The 15,241-nt window shown below is 72.8% G+C and carries 15 protein-coding genes; 6 read left to right on the forward strand and 9 right to left on the reverse strand.

Translation table 11 applies throughout. The features are described from left to right. Nucleotides 1–157: 157 nt before the first annotated feature. On the reverse strand, nt 158–814 hold the full coding sequence (locus BFN33_RS16440) for a M15 family metallopeptidase (protein WP_069760807.1): 657 nt from the start codon (nt 812–814) through the stop codon (nt 158–160). 104 nt (nt 815–918) lie between these two features. Here BFN33_RS16440 and BFN33_RS16445 point away from each other — a divergent pair, with 104 nt between their 5' ends. Beyond that, nucleotides 919–1,947 carry an SDR family oxidoreductase gene (locus BFN33_RS16445; RefSeq protein ID WP_069760808.1) on the forward strand — a complete coding sequence of 343 codons (1,029 nt, stop codon included), beginning with the start codon at nt 919–921 and terminating at the stop codon, nt 1,945–1,947. Nucleotides 1,948–1,985: 38 nt separating this feature from the next. On the opposite strand, the gene BFN33_RS16450 is transcribed toward BFN33_RS16445, so the two are convergent. The 5 genes from BFN33_RS16450 to BFN33_RS16470 form a co-directional block, all read right to left on the reverse strand. After that, nucleotides 1,986–2,231, reverse strand: coding sequence for a hypothetical protein (locus BFN33_RS16450; protein WP_069760809.1), 246 nt, complete (start codon nt 2,229–2,231; stop codon nt 1,986–1,988). 61 nt (nt 2,232–2,292) lie between these two features. Next, on the reverse strand, nt 2,293–3,573 hold the full coding sequence (locus BFN33_RS16455) for an ROK family protein (protein ID WP_069760810.1): 1,281 nt from the start codon (nt 3,571–3,573) through the stop codon (nt 2,293–2,295). A 6-nt stretch (nt 3,574–3,579) separates the two neighbouring features. Next, nucleotides 3,580–4,623: a phosphotransferase family protein gene (locus tag BFN33_RS16460; protein WP_256122768.1), complete on the reverse strand. Its 1,044-nt coding sequence runs from the start codon at nt 4,621–4,623 to the stop codon at nt 3,580–3,582. Nucleotides 4,624–4,679: 56 nt separating this feature from the next. Next, on the reverse strand, nt 4,680–5,579 hold the full coding sequence (locus BFN33_RS16465) for a DUF3626 domain-containing protein (RefSeq protein ID WP_069760811.1): 900 nt from the start codon (nt 5,577–5,579) through the stop codon (nt 4,680–4,682). 70 nt (nt 5,580–5,649) lie between these two features. Beyond that, nucleotides 5,650–6,657: a zinc-binding dehydrogenase gene (locus BFN33_RS16470; protein WP_069760812.1), complete on the reverse strand. Its 1,008-nt coding sequence runs from the start codon at nt 6,655–6,657 to the stop codon at nt 5,650–5,652. 138 nt (nt 6,658–6,795) lie between these two features. Between BFN33_RS16470 and BFN33_RS16475 the strand changes: the two genes are divergently transcribed. The 4 genes from BFN33_RS16475 (at nt 6,796) to BFN33_RS16490 (ending at nt 11,284) form a co-directional block, all read left to right on the forward strand. Beyond that, nucleotides 6,796–7,377, forward strand: coding sequence for an ABATE domain-containing protein (locus BFN33_RS16475; RefSeq protein WP_069760813.1), 582 nt, complete (start codon nt 6,796–6,798; stop codon nt 7,375–7,377). Nucleotides 7,378–7,640: 263 nt separating this feature from the next. Beyond that, on the forward strand, nt 7,641–8,918 hold the full coding sequence (locus tag BFN33_RS16480; protein ID WP_069760814.1) for an aromatic acid exporter family protein: 1,278 nt from the start codon (nt 7,641–7,643) through the stop codon (nt 8,916–8,918). Nucleotides 8,919–8,951: 33 nt separating this feature from the next. Further along, entirely contained in the window at nt 8,952–9,974 is a 1,023-nt protein-coding gene (locus tag BFN33_RS16485; RefSeq protein ID WP_069760815.1) for a hypothetical protein, read from the forward strand. Nucleotides 9,975–10,066: 92 nt separating this feature from the next. Continuing rightward, complete coding sequence (locus BFN33_RS16490) at nt 10,067–11,284, forward strand: lactonase family protein (RefSeq protein ID WP_069760816.1); 1,218 nt, start codon at nt 10,067–10,069, stop codon at nt 11,282–11,284. Here the strand turns inward: BFN33_RS16490 and BFN33_RS16495 are convergent. Next, nucleotides 11,252–11,977: a DUF2470 domain-containing protein gene (locus BFN33_RS16495; protein WP_069760817.1), complete on the reverse strand. Its 726-nt coding sequence runs from the start codon at nt 11,975–11,977 to the stop codon at nt 11,252–11,254. The two genes, BFN33_RS16490 and BFN33_RS16495, sit on opposite strands and share 33 nt — an antisense overlap. 90 nt (nt 11,978–12,067) lie before the next feature. Continuing rightward, nucleotides 12,068–12,676, reverse strand: coding sequence for a TetR/AcrR family transcriptional regulator (locus tag BFN33_RS16500; protein WP_069760818.1), 609 nt, complete (start codon nt 12,674–12,676; stop codon nt 12,068–12,070). A 107-nt stretch (nt 12,677–12,783) separates the two neighbouring features. Between BFN33_RS16500 and BFN33_RS16505 the strand changes: the two genes are divergently transcribed. Then, on the forward strand, nt 12,784–14,304 hold the full coding sequence (locus BFN33_RS16505) for a cytochrome P450 (RefSeq protein WP_069760819.1): 1,521 nt from the start codon (nt 12,784–12,786) through the stop codon (nt 14,302–14,304). Here BFN33_RS16505 and BFN33_RS16510 read toward each other — a convergent pair. Beyond that, nucleotides 14,272–15,087, reverse strand: coding sequence for a pentapeptide repeat-containing protein (locus tag BFN33_RS16510; RefSeq protein ID WP_069760820.1), 816 nt, complete (start codon nt 15,085–15,087; stop codon nt 14,272–14,274). The genes BFN33_RS16505 and BFN33_RS16510 overlap by 33 nt on opposite strands. Nucleotides 15,088–15,241 lie beyond the last annotated feature (154 nt).

Consider the following 15,241-nt stretch of genomic DNA (forward strand, 5'->3'; position numbering starts at 1 on the left):
CCCGAGGATCCCGGCCGTGGGTCCGGCTGCCGGGCCCTGAGACCCGAGCTCTCACCCCCGCGCCCCGCGCCCCGCGCCCCGACAACGATCGGTGCGTCAGGGGCCGGGCGTCGAGATCCTCAGGCCTCTCAGAAGATCCCCGGCCCGCCGTCAGGCGCTACGACGCGTCAAGGTCCTTCGCGCCGTACAACGCGGCCGGCGCGCCGGTCTGCAGGGCCCAGTAGCGGTCGCCGTAGGACCAGTGCCACCACTCCGTCGGATAGTTGACCAGGCCCGCCGCGCTCAGCGCCTCGCCCAGCACGGCCCGGTTGGCCCTGGCCTCCTCGGTGATGTTGCCTGCGCCCGTGTAGCAGGCGCCGTCGCTCTCCTCCGGGTTGGCGTTCATGGCGGTGCCCAGGTCGAGTTCGCGGCCGTCGGCGTCGGTGAGGGTGAGGTCGACGGCCGCGCCGGCACTGTGCGGGGCTATCTCGGGCGGGGAGACATAGCGGCTGGCCGCGCTGCGGATCCGGTCGGCGGACCAGTCCGGGTGGGCGGCGCGCAGTTCGTCGGCGTACGTCTCGAAGTAGCGCCGCTGGACGGCGGGCGGGCGGTACCCCTCGACGAAGAGCAGGCGCAGGCCGTCGGGCAGCAGGGCCTGCGCCCGGAGCAGCCGGTCGAGGACACCCTGGCGCAGCTGGACCTCGGCGCCCCGGGAGTCCTCGTGCTTGCGGTCGTCGACGCGCAGGTGGGCGCTGACGTCCACGAGGGGTTCGCCGTTCTCCTCGACGGGGACGGCGGCGACACGGACGTCGGACATCAGGATGATCTCACTCATGGGGTGATCATCTCGTGGCCGCGGACCGTGCCGTGCACCGCGTGCATCACCGGAGGGCGGGTACTCGGGCGTCTCCCCGCCCCAGCGCCCCGAAGGAGCCTCAGGTGAGCACTTCAACCGGCAGCAGGATTGTGGTCACTGGCGCCACCGGCAACGTGGGAACGAGCGTGGTGCGCCTTCTCTCCGAGGATCCGGAGGTCGGCTCCGTAAGGGGCCTGGCCCGACGGATCCCGGACTGGTCGCCCGCGCGGACCGAGTGGTCCGCGGTGGACCTGGCATCGGAGGACATCGATCTGACCGAGGAGTTCGCCGGCGCCGACGCGGTGGTCCATCTGGCGTGGGCGTTCCAGCCGACGCACGACCCGGCGACGACCTGGCGCACCAACGTCCTCGGCTCGATCCGGGTGTTCGAGGCGGTCGCGGCGGCCAAGGTGCCGACGCTGGTGCACGCCTCGTCCGTGGGCGCCTACTCCCCGGGGCCGAAGGAGCACGCGGTGGACGAGTCGTGGCCGACGCACGGCTGGCCGGACGCCGCGTACTGCCGGGAGAAGGCGTATCTGGAACGCGCCCTGGACACGTTCGAGCGCGACCACCCCGCCGTCCGGGTCGTACGGATGCGTCCGGCGTTCCTCTTCAAGCGGGAGTCGGCGAGCGAGCAGCGCCGCATCTTCGGCGGCCGTTTCCTGCCGGGCCAGCTGGCCCGGCCCGATCTGCTGCCCTTCCTCCCCGACATTCCGGGTCTGCGGGTGCAGGCGCTGCACACCGACGACGCCGCTCAGGCCTACGTACTGGCGGTGCGCTCGGACGTGCGGGGCGCCTTCAACCTGGCGGGCGAGCCGACGGTCGACGCCGAGCTGCTGGCCGGGATGCTCGACGCCCGTCCCGTACGGCTGCCGCGCACCGCGGCCCGCTCGGCGATCGCGGCCGCGTGGGGTCTGCATCTGCTGCCCGCGTCCCCGCATCTGTTCGACGCGGTCCTGCGGCTGCCGCTGATGGACTGCACGCGTGCGCGTACGGAACTCGGCTGGCACCCGGAGCACACGGCGACCGAGGTGCTGGAGGAGTTCCTGCACGGGATGCAGCAGGGCGCGGGGGCGCGGACGGAACCGATGAAGGGCCGCAAGGTCGGCTGAGCGACCCCTGCGGCCCTTGCGCCCATGCGGCCCCGGCGTCAGCCGGTGGACTCCTCGGCTCCCGGGTGCTCGGGGTGGACGGTGTCCGACCGCGTCGCCCCCTGCCGGCCGGTGCCCGCCTCGTCGGTGTCGGGGACGGTCCCGGGATCGTCGTCGGTACCGGGCTTCTCGTTAGGGACGTCTGCGACCTCCCAGGGGTCCTCGCCCTCGCCGGCCTGCTGGTCCGGCAGATCCCGCGGGACGGGGTCACCGTTCTCGCCGGGTGCTTCGTGACGGTGGTCCACGGCGTCCTCCCTTCGCGTTCATGGCGGGAGCGCGAGTACCTCCGCGCAGGTCGGCGAAACGTCAGTGCGGGGCCCGCTCCTCCAGGGCCGTCCGCCAGGCCGGTGCCGGTCCCTCGGGCGCGGGTTCGGGCCGCCGGCCGCCGCGGGCGAAGAAGTCGGCGAGCGGAAGGATGGCCGCGCCGACGGTGACCGCGTCGGGCCCGAGCCTGCCGAGGTCGACGGTGACCTTCTCGGCCGGATACCGCAACGCATACGCCGTCGCGTGGCGCCGTACGGCGGGCAGGAACCGGGCGCCGAGCTGGAGCCCGGCCCAGCCGCCCACGATGATCCGCTCGGGCTGGAAGAGGTTGATCAGGTCGGACAGGCCCGCGCCCAGGTACTCGGCGGTCTCCTCCAGGACGGCGAGGGCCACCGGGTCGGCCTCGGCGCCCTCGGCCGGGTGGGCGGCGGCGAGCATCGCGGCCAGCGCGGTCTCCTCGTCGACGCCCTCGGGCGGGCGGCCGCCCGCTTCCCGCCAGCGCTCGAGCAGTGACTCGGCGCCCGCGTAGGCCTCCAGGCAGCCGAGGGCACCGCAGCGGCAGCGGCGCCCCCTGACCCGTACGGTCAAATGCCCCCATTCGACCGCCCGGCCGTGCTCCACCTCGGGCGTCACCAGACAGGCGCCGACGCCGGAGCCGAAGAGGACCACGACGGCGCTGCGGGCACCGCGGCCGCCGCCGAACCACATCTCGGCCTGGCCGAGGGTCTTGGCGCCGTTGTCGATGAAGTACCGGACGCTGCCGGGCAGCGCGGAGCCGGTACGCAGCAGCGCCTCCAGCGGGACGGCGTCCCAGCCGATGGTCTGGCCGTGCACGACGGCCCCGCTCCGGGGGGTGTGGGCGACGATGCCGGGCACGCCGATGCCGACGCCGAGCAGCGCCTCGGGCTCGGTTCCGGTACCGGCGAGCACCTCGGCGATGCCGTCGCGGATGTGTCCGACGATGGCCTCGACGTCGTAGCTCCGCTGGGTCAACGGCCGTTCGGCGCGGGCGAGTTCGGTGAGGGTCAGGTCGAACAGCTCGACCCGCACCCGGGTCTCGCCGACGTCGACGCCGATCATGTGGCCGCTGCCGGGCGCCACTCGCAGCAGGGTGCGGGGCCGTCCGCCGTCGGAGCCGACGCTGCCGGCCTCCTCCAGCAGGCCGTCGGCCACCAGGTCGGCGACGACATTGCTGACGGAGCCGGAACTGAGCCCGGTGACCGGTCCGAGTTCGAAGCGGCTGAGGGGGCCGTCGAAGTAGAGGCGCTGCAGTACGGCAGTGCGGTTGGCGCGTCTGAGATCGCGTACGGTGCGTCCGTTCAAGGGATTTCAGGCTCCTGCGATCCGGGCGAGGGCCTCGATCTCGTCCAGGGCGGCGACGAGTTCCGGTGCCACCGCCGACTGGACCCAGCGTTCCTTCTCGCCGTCGACCGCCCGCGGGACGGTCTCGGTGAGCATGATCAGGTAGAGGTAGGCGCGGTAGAGGGCCAGGCGCACCCGGGCCGGCACGTCGAACTCGGCCCGGCCGCCCTCCTCCCGGTAGCCCGCGAGGAACGCCTCGTCCTTCTTGATGTCCCCGAGCAGCGCCAGGGAGACGAAGTCGGCGAGGGGGTCGCCCCAGAGCATCCGCTCCCCGTCGATGAGCCCACCGATGCGGAGTTCCCCGTCCGCCCGGCGGTCCAGCAGGATGTTCCCGTCCCACAGGTCGAAGTGGACCAGGGCCGGGACCGTGACCTCGTCGAGGGCGGGAAAGCCGGCGCTCAGGGTGCTCGCCACCTGGTCGACGGAGCGAGGCAGTCGTGCTCCGTAGTCCCGGGCGTCGTCCAGGACGGCCTCGATCATGGCCGTGAACGCGGTTCGCCAGTCGGGGGCGAGCGGGCCGAGAGCACCGGACGGGTAGCCGAAGCCCGGCCCGGTCACCGTGTGCAGCCTGGCCACCTGGCGGCCCAACTCCCTTCGCAGCGGCGTCCGTTCGGCCTCGGTAACGGAGCCGTCCCAGGGCTCGCCGGGACACGCGGTCATCAGCAGATGGGGTACGGCGGCGTCCTCACCGAGGGCCACGACGTGCGGGGCCGCGACCTCGGCCACGGCTGCGGCGCGGTAGAACTCCGCCTCGGAGACGAGGAGTTCACGCTCGTAGCGCAGACCGGGGACGGTGGACGCGGGCGGGACCTTGAGGACGTACCGGGTGCCGTCGGTCAGCAGGAGCTCCTCGACGGCGTTGTACGTGCCGCCGCTCAGCGGCCGCAGCCCGACGAGGCGGCCGGGGTCGAGACCCGCGCCCTCCAGTACCCGTCGGGCCCATTCCCAGGAGTCCACCAACGTCCCGCCCCCATCTCTCCGCTCGGCAGCCGTCCGGTCGCCGTCGGTCATGTGTTCCCGGAACAGGGTACGGAACGCGTCCCGCACCCCGGGGTCCATTCGCGGGCCTACCCGCTCGGAGTGCTCACCGCAGGCGTCCCGCCCCCCGCGGCCTCCCCCGCATGAGCCGTCGCCCCCGGCGCCCCGAAGCGGGCCAGTGTGTGCCAGACCATCTTCAGGTGCTGGAGTTCGTAGCGGCCCGTCCGGGCGGCGTCGCCGATGATGCGCGGGTCCACCAGGCCGTCCTCGGCGATGCTCGCGCCCAGGTCGGCGTACTCCTGCCCGCGGTAGTGGGCGTGGCGGTGCAGCTCCGCGACGGTGATCCGGTAGCCGGGGTGCCACTCGACGGGGACGGACAGCAGGTGTGCCGCCGCCTCGACGGGCGTGTTCCGGTAGCTCGCGTCCAGGACCAGGGCCTCCACATCGCGGGCCAGGTCCACGCCGCCGTGCACCTGGGCCTCGATGTAGTCGTCGAGGGCGTCCTGCTCGTCCGCCTCCGCGAGGGCGATCAGGGACATGCCCGCGGCGACCCCGAAGTGGACCGGCTCGGCGGCGCTGTCGGGGTAGCAGAAGGTGGCGCGGGCCGACGGCTCGCCGGTCAGCCGGAAGTGCGAGGAGCCGAACCGCGGGGCCGCGCCCACCACTTGACGACGGAAGTTCAACGCGCCGTACACGGGCCGGTCATGGGCGTCCGCGTCGTCGTAGGCGCCGCCGAAGATCCGGCTCTCCCAGCGCCAGCGGTCGCCGCCGGGGTGCGCGGTCAGCCCGCCGTTGCTCGTGCCGGTGACGAACTGTGAGTGATAGGCGCCGTCCCGGGCCAGGGCCTCCAGGAGAGGCAGGCCGCGCGCCATGCGATCCGGATGGAAGTTCAGCGTGATGCGCACGTCCGGGGCGACGGCCGGCCCCTCCGAGACGGCCGCCACATGGTTCAGCGCCGCCCGTGCTCGTGCCGACTCCACTGGATTCACCGGCGTCTCCTCCCTCGCGACTCACCCACGACTCATCGGATGATCACCTGGCGGGGAGGGCGGCCGCATCTCATTTGGTGGATTCCGGCCCGGTCGAGAGCACGATCTTGCCGCGGTTGTCACGCCGTTCCAGCCGCTCGTGGGCAGTTCGCGCCTCTTCCAGGGGTACGACGGTCTCGATCGGCACGCGATAGCCGCCGGCGGCGACCCGGTCTGCCAGTTCCCGCAGGTCGGGGCGCGGGTCGTAGCCGTGGATCTGGAGGTTGGTGAGCTGGAAACCGAGGATCGAGGCGTTCTTGGGATAGAAGTCGCGGGTGTCGACGGTGCTCGGTTCCAGGGCGACGTTGGCGAGGGCCACGACCCGGCCGCCGTGGCCCACTTCACGCAGACTGCGCCCGAAGGCCCGGCCGCCGACGGTGTCGAGGACCACGTCGGCGCCGCGGCCGTCGGTGAGCCGGAGCACCTCCTCGACCTCGGCGTCGTCGGGGAAGGCGGAGGTGTCGACGGTGACGTCGGCGCCGAACTCCCCGGCCCAGGCGGCCTTGTCTGCCGAGCCGGCGAGGGCGAGGACCCGCGCGCCCGTCTCGGCGGCGATCTGCACGGCGGCGGTGCCGACACCGCTCGCCGCCGCCTTCACCACGACCGTGTCGTCCTTGGAGACACGGGCGAGGTGCCGCACGCAGTACCAGGCGCTGAGCCAGGCGATCGGCAGGGCGGCCGCCCGGGCCAGGTCCACGCCGTCGGGGAGCCCGACCACCTGGGAGGCGGGCACCGTCGCCAACTCGGCGTAGAAACCTGAGGACTTGCCGCCGTCCAGGGCCATGACCCGCTGTCCGGGCGCGAAGTCTGTCACCCCCTCTCCCACCTCCACGACGATCCCCGCCGCCTCGGCGCCCGGGATGAGCGGCGGGTGTCCGGCCCGGTGGTAGAGGCCCGCGCGGAGAAGGGCGTCCGCCCGGTTCACCCCGGCCGCGGCGATCCGCATCAGCACCTCTCCGGGGCCCGGCACCGGGTCGGGGACGTCGACCGGCACCAGTACCTCCGGTCCGCCGAACCTGTCGATCCGCACCGCACGCATACCGCACCTGCTCTCTGCCCGGCCACCCGGACGACTGACACCGGTTGAAGTGGTGTCACCATCCGACACCCCATGAACCGGTGTCAAGCGGGTTGGCGTACCGGCCCGACACCCCATCAACCGGTGTACGCTCGGCGCATGACCGGCAGCCCCGCCCCCGCCGACCCCGCGCTCGCGTTCCCGTTCATCGGCGGCCGCCCCTGTCTGGACTTCGCGGCCACCCTCGGCAAACGGCACGCCACGCCGCTGGAGCGACTCCCCGACACCGCGGCTCTCGCACGCTGGTTCACGGAGGCGGAGCTGGCCACCGACGAGGGTGCGGTGCGGGTCACCGCTCGGGACCTGACGGACGCCCGCCTCCTGCGCGAGGCGCTGTACGGCCTGGTGCGCGCGGCGATGGCGGGCCGGGAACCTGACCCGGCCGACGTGGAGCGGGTCAACACGGTCGCCGCCCTGCCGGATCTCGCGCCCCAGCTGGGTCCGGTCCGCTGGACGGCGCGCAGTCCGGCCCGCGCGGCCCTGGCGACGGTGGCGCGGGACGCCGTACTCCTGGTGCGGGGCCCGCTGCTGGAGCGGGTCAAGGAGTGCGAGAACCCGCACTGTTCCCTGTTGTTCCTGGACGACTCGCAGGCCCGCCGCCGCCGCTGGTGCTCGATGGACCGCTGCGGCAACCTCGCGAAGATCGCCGGTTACCGGTCCCGCAGCCGGGCCGCCTCCTAGGTAGGGCGGGCCCGGCGGAGCCACGCGCGCGCCGGTACCCGGCGGTCCGCAGATCGAGCGCGTAATCGCGGTCCCTCACCCGGTCCACCCCCGGCGCCGGGGATTTCCCCCGCCATCGCCCGAGGTCGTGCCGGGTGTCCGCCGTCACCACCCTGGCCGCTTGCCGTCAACCGGCCGCACCCCACAATGTGGGCACACTTGCGGACAGTTACGGTCCGCAAGGAGTGCACCGGACGCCTACGTGGAAGAGGAACACACTGAGGATGCTAGATGTACGTGAGTGGACGGCGTCCCTGGTGCGGTTTGTGAAGCGGCACCGGGATCCTGTCGTCGTGCAGACGCTGCGGTCGGCGGGCGCGGCGACGATCGCGTACGTCATCGCGCTGCGGCTCAGCCCCGAAGCGGCGCCGCTCACGGCTCCCCTGACCGCGCTGCTGGTCGTGCAGGTCACCCTCTACTCCACGCTCACCACCGGCATCCGCCGGGTGAACTCGGTGGTGACCGGTGTCCTCGTCGCCATCGCCTTCAGTCTGCTGGTGGGTCTGACCTGGTGGAGCCTGGCGCTGCTGATCGTGGCGTCACTGGTGGTCGGACGACTGGTGCGGGTCGAGGAGTTCGTGCCCGAGGTGGCGATCAGCGCGATGCTGGTGCTCGGGGTGACGACCGTCGGGGACACCGCCTGGGCGCGCGTGGTGGAGACGCTGATCGGCGCGGTCGTCGGCCTCGCTTTCAATCTGCTGCTCGCTCCCCCGGTGTGGGTGGGCGAGGCGGGAGAGTCGATCGAGGGGCTGGCCCGCCGGGTGCGGAAGCTGATGCTGCGGATGGGCGAGGAGGCCGCGGGCCGTACGCCCGTGGAGCTGGCGACGGCCCGGCTGTACGAGGCGCGCGAGCTCGACCACGACATCGTCGAGGTGGACGCGGCCCTCCGGCAGGCCGAGGACAGTCTCAAACTGAACCCCAGGGTGAAGGAGGGGCTGCTGCACCGGGTGGTGCTGCGCACCGGCCTGGACACCCTGGAGATCTGCACGGTCGTGCTGCGGGTCCTCGCCCGCACCCTCACCGACCTCGCGAAGGAACGCGACCCCTTCGCCGACGAGCCCTACGCGATCGACGAGGGACAGGATCCCGAGCCGCTGTTCGGGCCCGAGACCGGCCGGACGGTGGAGCAGTTGCTGTCCGAGATCGGCGACGCCGTGGTCAGCTTCGCGGTTCTGGTCACCACCCATGTCAGCGTGAGCGCCGAGTCCGCGGAGGCCCGGCTCACCGCCGAGCTGCGCCAGGCCACGGCGACCCGCGACAAACTGGCCCAGCTGCTGCTGGAGGAGATCCAGCGCGACTCCCGTCACTGGCAGCTGCACGGCGCCGTCCTCACCGAGGTCAACCGCATCCTCGACGAGCTCGACACCGAGCACCGCTCCCGCCGCCTGCTGGAGGAGCTGGACCGGGCCGCCCGCGAGCAACGCGAGCGGATGCCGAAGCTGACCCGGCTCCAGGAGCGGTGGCGCGGGAACCGCCCGGTGCTCTCCCGTCGTTCCAGGTGAGACAGGCGCATCGAGACACAGGGGGGCGGGCCGATGACCGGCACGAGCGTGCGGATCGACGGGAACACACTGCGGCTGCCGGGCGGTGCGGCGGTGCGGTTCATCCGCACCCTGCGGCTGCCCGAGACGGGTACGCATCCGCTGCCGCCGGGGCTCGGCGAGTTCCCGGTGCGCCGCGTCTCCGACTACCCCGACACCGTGCCGGAGCAGTGGCGGGCCCGCGGCGGGGTGATGCTGCCGGTGTATCTGCGGGAGGCGATGTGGCTGAGCTTCGGCAGCACCACCGAACCCGCCGCCCTCCAGGTCGGCGTGGGCAAGGTGTGCGCGGTTTCCGGGAAGCCCTGGAGCGACCGGCTCACCCGTGACCCGCAGAACTACGTGGTGCTGCCCCGCCAGCCGTGGCTGGACGGCATCAACTCCGGCAAGGGGACGGTCCGCCAGTTCGTCGCCGTGCCGCTCGGGCTGGGCGCGACCGTCGAGGGGCAGGTCACGGGCGAGGAGGTCTGGGGCGGCGTCCAGCTGCAGTCCTTCCCGCTGGTCGAGGAGCGGCTGACCGAATGGCGGGAGGCGCAGCGGCGGCTGCGGTCGGTGAGCAGGTCCGCCACGGGCTACGGCGCTGCCGTGCCCATCGCGATGGCCGCGCCTCCCGCTCCGGCGGGGGCGCCCCGCAGCGCTCCGGCCATGGGACTCGGCGTCGGCGGTTCCATGCGCCAGGAGGTCTACCGGGACGACCGGCCGCTGTCGGACTGGGCGGACACCCCGGCCGGCCGGGTGTTCGTGCACCTGGTGACACCGCCCGAGTGGCGCCGCATCACCGGCGAGGCTCCCCCGCCCTCGCCGGTGGACCGCGCCGCGTACACCAACGCGGGGCTGCCCTGGTTCGACTACTACGACCAGGATGCGGAGGACCTCGCCCCGACGGATCCGCTGGAGGGCGTGAAGCCGGTCGGCGACTGGCTCGGGGACGATCACGAGCCCTGGCAGCCGCCGGGATCGCATCAGGTCAAGAAGCTGGGGGACGCACCGGGCAAGCCGGTCGAGGACGGCGACTGGTAGGGGGTTGCGCGGGCTCGGGTTGCACGGGGCGCGCGATCCGGGTGAAGGTGGCTGTCTCGACCGCGACGATCGATCACCCGGGGTGCGCAGGGATGGCCAGTGCGAACGGCGGCTGCAGCAGGCGCGGCTTCGTCGGCGTTCTCGCGGGAGCCGCCTCGGGACTCGTCGGCTGCTCGACGTCGTCCGGATCGTCGTCGGAGGCCGTGCCCGCACGGACTCCCGGCTCCCTCGGGACGGTCTCGCCGAGCGTGACGAAAGCGCCGTCCGCTCCGGCTCCTACCGGCCCCCGGCCCCTCTACCTCGGCACCTACACCTCCGCCGAGGGCGGCGGCAACGGCATCGGCGTCGCCAGGTACGACCCGGACAGCGGGCGTATCACCGGCGCCGGGACGATCACCGGTGTCACCAACCCGTCGTATCTCGCGCTGCACCCCGACGGCCGCACGCTGTACGCGGTCGCCGAGCAGGACGCCGGTGCCGTGACCGCCGTGCGCCTGTCCGACCGCAAGGTCCTGGGGAGCCGCGGCACCGGCGGGGCGGGGCCGTGCCATCTCTCGGTACATCCGGGCGGCCGCTGGCTGCTCAGCGCGAACTACGGCTCCGGCAGTGTGGCCGTGCATCCGATCGACTCCTCGGGAGCGCTCGGCGAGCGCAGGGACACGGTCACGCACTCCAGTCCGGCGCCGGGGCCCGGCCAGGACGGTCCGCACGCCCACCAGTTCCTCACCAGTCCCGACGGCGGACATGTGCTCGCCGTCGACCTGGGCACGGACACCGTCTACAGCTATCGCCTGAACGAACGGACCGGCGCGCTCACGGAGGTCTCCCGGGCGCGCACCCGGCCCGGGGCCGGACCGCGCCATCTCACCTTCCACCCCGGGGGGCGGTACGCCTACCTGGCCAACGAGAACGACAACACGGTGGCGGTCTGCGCCTACGACCGCCCGACCGGCCGCCTCTCCGTCGGGGCGGCGCAGTCCACGGGTACGGGCTCGGGCACGAACTACCCGGCGCAGCTGCTGGTCACCGCGAACGGCTCGTACGCCTATCTCGCCAACCGGGGCCACAACAGCCTCACGCGATACGCGGTGGAGGCGGACGGCGCCCGGCTCCGGCTGCTCGACACGGTGGCGGTGAACGGTGACTTCCCGCGGCAGATCGCCTTCTCGCCGGACGGGACACTGCTGTTCACGGCGAATCAGAGGTCCAGCAGCGTCAGCGTGTTCCACGTGGACATGACGAGCGGTGCCCTGCGGGCCGCCGGTCGGCAGTTCGCCTCACCCGTCGCGGTCTGTGCGCTGCCGCTGTAGGGCACGCGGGCAGGACGCGGCGCTCGCCTGGTTCAGCAGGACGTGCATGCGCTCGGTCAGCCGAGCCACGTCGTCGGCGGGCGCGTGGAAGGGCAGGCGTACGTCGCCGTGGGCGCGGGCGCGCTCGATGCGCAGGGTCAGTCCGTGCCGGTCCACGGCGAGGGGCTGGACGCGGACCGCGCCGTGCAGGCTGTCGGCGTCGACGAGCCGGGTGAGCCGCTCGACCGCGTCGGGGTGGCAGTCGGCGAGGTGGGTGAGCAGCCGGGCCTCGGCCGTGGCGAGCGGATCGGGCTGGGCGGCGGCGAACTCGTCGAGGTCGACGACCACCGCGCCGGACGGCCGGCGCAGCACCACGCGCGTGGCCTTGAACTCCAGCCGGCCGTCCCCGGGGACGAACCAGCCGGCGATCCACAGCCGGGCACGGATACGGCTGCGCAGGGGAACGGGCGCCACGTCGGCGAACTCCAGGACGGCGGACGGCTCGCCGCGGGGCGCGCAGATCGCGGCCGCGGCCAGGGTGCTGTCCTCGGGCACGTCCAGCGTCACCCGCCCGTCCTCGCCGACGGTGTGCGCGCCGACGAACTCCTCGCGGCCGCCCTCGGCGGTCACCGCGCAGGACCACGAGGCAGCGAGCACCGACCGGGCGTGTTCCGCCGCGGAAGGCGCGGCCGTCCAGGTTTGGCTGTCACCCATCCATTGCCTCCCAAGGTAAGCCTTGCCTAACCTATCGAAGATCGGCGGCGAAGCCAACCAGGGGAAGCGTGACGAACGTGCGTATCCCGGTCAGGGCCTGAGAACGCCGAGCAGGGCCCGTGCGCACAGATCGCGCACCTGCTCGCGGGAGAGGTCCGAGCCCCTCAGCCACTCCAGACATACGGCCGTGGTGAAGGCCAGCCAGCCACGGACGGCCAACCGCAGGTCGGGGCGCTCCTCGGCCTGGTCCCCGAACTCCGGATCGGCGGCCAGGGCCGCCAGGATCTGCCGCTCCTGCGCGGCCAGCGCCCGCTGGTAGACCTTGCGGACGGACTGGTCCCCGGCGGCGTCGGCACGGTGAAAGGCGCGGTAGCCGTGCGCGTGCGCCGACACGTACTCCAGATAGGTGTCCAGCCCCGCGGTGAGCTGCTCGCGCACCGGGATGCCGGGCACGGCCGCGGTCATGGCCAGCATCCGCCCGCTCTCGCGCTCGACGACCGCCGCGAAGAAGTCCCGCTTCGTCGGGAAGTAGTGGTAGAGCAGCCCGCGCGAGACCCCGGCGATCTCCGCGACCTGCTCGATCCACACCTCGTCGTACGGGCTCTCCGAGAACAGCCTCGCCCCCACCGACAGCAGCTGCTCCCGGCGCTCCTCGGTGCTGAGCCTGCGGCGCGCGCGCTCGCCCTGCCTCCCGGCCATGCCCGCACTTTACTTGACGTCGGTTCAACAACGGGATCAGACTGAGGCGCGTTATTGAACCCACGTACAACGCGCTCACCTGCCGCTGGATCAAGGGAGATCTCGTCATGGCGGAGACGACGACAAGGGCTGCGGAGCCAAGGGGTTTCCGCAGCGCCGAGCTGGGCTGGCCGGAGCTGCACCGCATTCCGCACCCGCCGCGCCGGATCCCCCTGCTCGGTGACGTCCTCGGCGTCAACCGGGCGACCCCGCTCCAGGACTCCCTGCGCTTCGCCCGCCAATTGGGGCCGATCTACCGGCGCAAGGCGTTCAACCGGGAGTTCGTGTTCGTCTGGGGTGCCGAGCTGGTGGCGGATCTGGCGGACGAGTCGCGGTTCGCGAAACATGTCGGTCTGGGAGTCGCCAACCTGCGGCCGGTCGCCGGCGACGGGCTGTTCACCGCGTACAACCACGAGCCGAACTGGCAGCTGGCCCACGACGTGCTGGCACCGGGCTTCACCCGCGAGGCGATGGAGGCCTACCACCCGATGATGCTGGACGTCGCCGGGCGGCTGACGGACCACTGGGACCGCGAGCAGGCGGCGGGCCGGTCGGTGGACGTCCCCGGTGACATGACCAAGCTGACCCTGGAGACCATCGCGCGGACCGGGTTCGGCCATGACTTCGGCTCCTTCGAGCGGGACCGGCCGCACCCCTTCGTGACGGCGATGGTGGGCACGCTGACCTACGCGCAGCGCCTCAACTCCGTGCCCTTCCCGGCTCTTCTACGGCGTGCCGCGCGGCGCAACGCGGACGACATCGCCTACCTCAACCGCATGGTCGACGACCTGGTCCGGGCCCGGCGCGCGGCGGGCGGGGACGGTGACCTGCTGGACCGGATGCTGGAGACGGCCCACCCGGAGACCGGTGAGCGGCTCTCGCCGGAGAACGTCCGCCGGCAGGTCATCACCTTCCTGGTGGCCGGTCACGAGACGACCTCGGGCGCGCTCTCCTTCGCCCTGCACTACCTCTCCCGACACCCCGAGGTCGCGGCACGCGCGCGTGCCGAGGTGGACCGTGTCTGGGGCTCGGCCGCCGTGCCGGGGTACGACCAGGTGGCGAAGCTGCGGTATGTGCGCCGGGTGCTGGACGAGTCGCTGCGGCTGTGGCCCACGGCACCCGCGTTCGCCCGGGAGGCCCTCCAGGACACCGTGCTGGCCGGGCGGCACCCGATGCGCCGCGGGGCGTGGACGCTGGTGCTCACGCCGATGCTGCAGCGCGACCCCGAGGTGTGGGGCGCCGACGCCGAGCGGTTCGACCCGGACCGCTTCGACCCCAAGGCCGTACGCTCGCGTCCCGCGCATGTCTTCAAGCCGTTCGGCACCGGGGCCCGGGCCTGCATCGGGCGGCAGTTCGCGCTCCACGAGGCCACGCTGGTGCTCGGTCTGCTGCTGCGCCGCTACGAGCTGCGGGCCGACCCCGGCTACCGGCTCAGCGTGACCGAGCGGCTGACGCTGATGCCGGAGGGGCTGCGGCTGCACCTGGAACGGCGGTCGGGCGGTGCCGCTGCGGCCGCCCCCGTGGCGGATCCCGACGAGGCCCCGGCCACCACGGAGTCACGCTGTCCAGTGACCCGGGCGGGTGACTGAGTCCGGCAGCCGGGTGCCGGCGCTGCCCCGGGCCGCGTTCAGCTGGGGCTGGGTGAGGAAGAAGGCGCCGGTCAGGTCCGCGCCCGTCAGGTCGGCGTCGCGCAGATCGGCACCGATCAGATCCGCGCCGCGCAGATCGGCGCCGGTGAGGTCGGCCGCGATGAGGTAGGCGCCGCGAAGGCTCGCTCCGCGCAGGTCGGCGCCCTTGAGCCGGGCGCCCATCAGGTCCGCGCCCCGGCGGTTCTTCTTCTTGCCGCCCATGCCCGCTCGCACCAGTTCGCTGGTCCGCAGCAGGAGGACGTTGACCTCCTGCCGGTGCGCGGGGACGTCCAGCGCGGCGAGTTCGTCGGTGGTCCCCCGGGTGAGCGCGTCGGTCCGCTCCAGCAGACGGCGCAGGTCGGCGTGGACCGGGCGGGCGGCGGGCAGGGTGAGCGCCTCGTTGAGGTACCAGAGCAGTTCGTGCAGCTGACGCACGACGGGGAAGACGTCGAACATGCGGCGGGCGTCCTCGCGCGGGCCGGCACGCCAGTCCCGGCCGCCGAAGGTGACCTGCGAGACCTTCTGTCCCGCGCCGAAGCAGTCGTAGACCGTGCATCCGGTGTAGCCCTCGACGCGCAGCTTCGCGTGGATGCCGCACCGGTGGTCGTCCTGGAGGTTCGGACAGGGAGTGCCGGCCGGCTTGTCACGGGCGAAGTCCGCGGAGGCGGTGAAAGGCAGGGCGACACAGCACAGGCCGAAGCACCGCGCGCAGTCGCCACTGAGGTCGATCAGTTGTTCTTGCATCGCCGCCAGCCTAACGGCCCCGGCGACCGGCAGACCTGACGAGAACTCACCGCCGAGTTTCCGGCGATGTGGGGGTCTCCTCATCCAACGGAAAACAAGCTCGGCTACCACAGAGACATCGGCAAAACCGAGGCAGGAGCCGAACGCATCGAGG

This window comes from Streptomyces sp. LUP47B (assembly GCF_001746295.1).
Classification (GTDB): Bacteria; Actinomycetota; Actinomycetes; order Streptomycetales; family Streptomycetaceae; genus Streptomyces.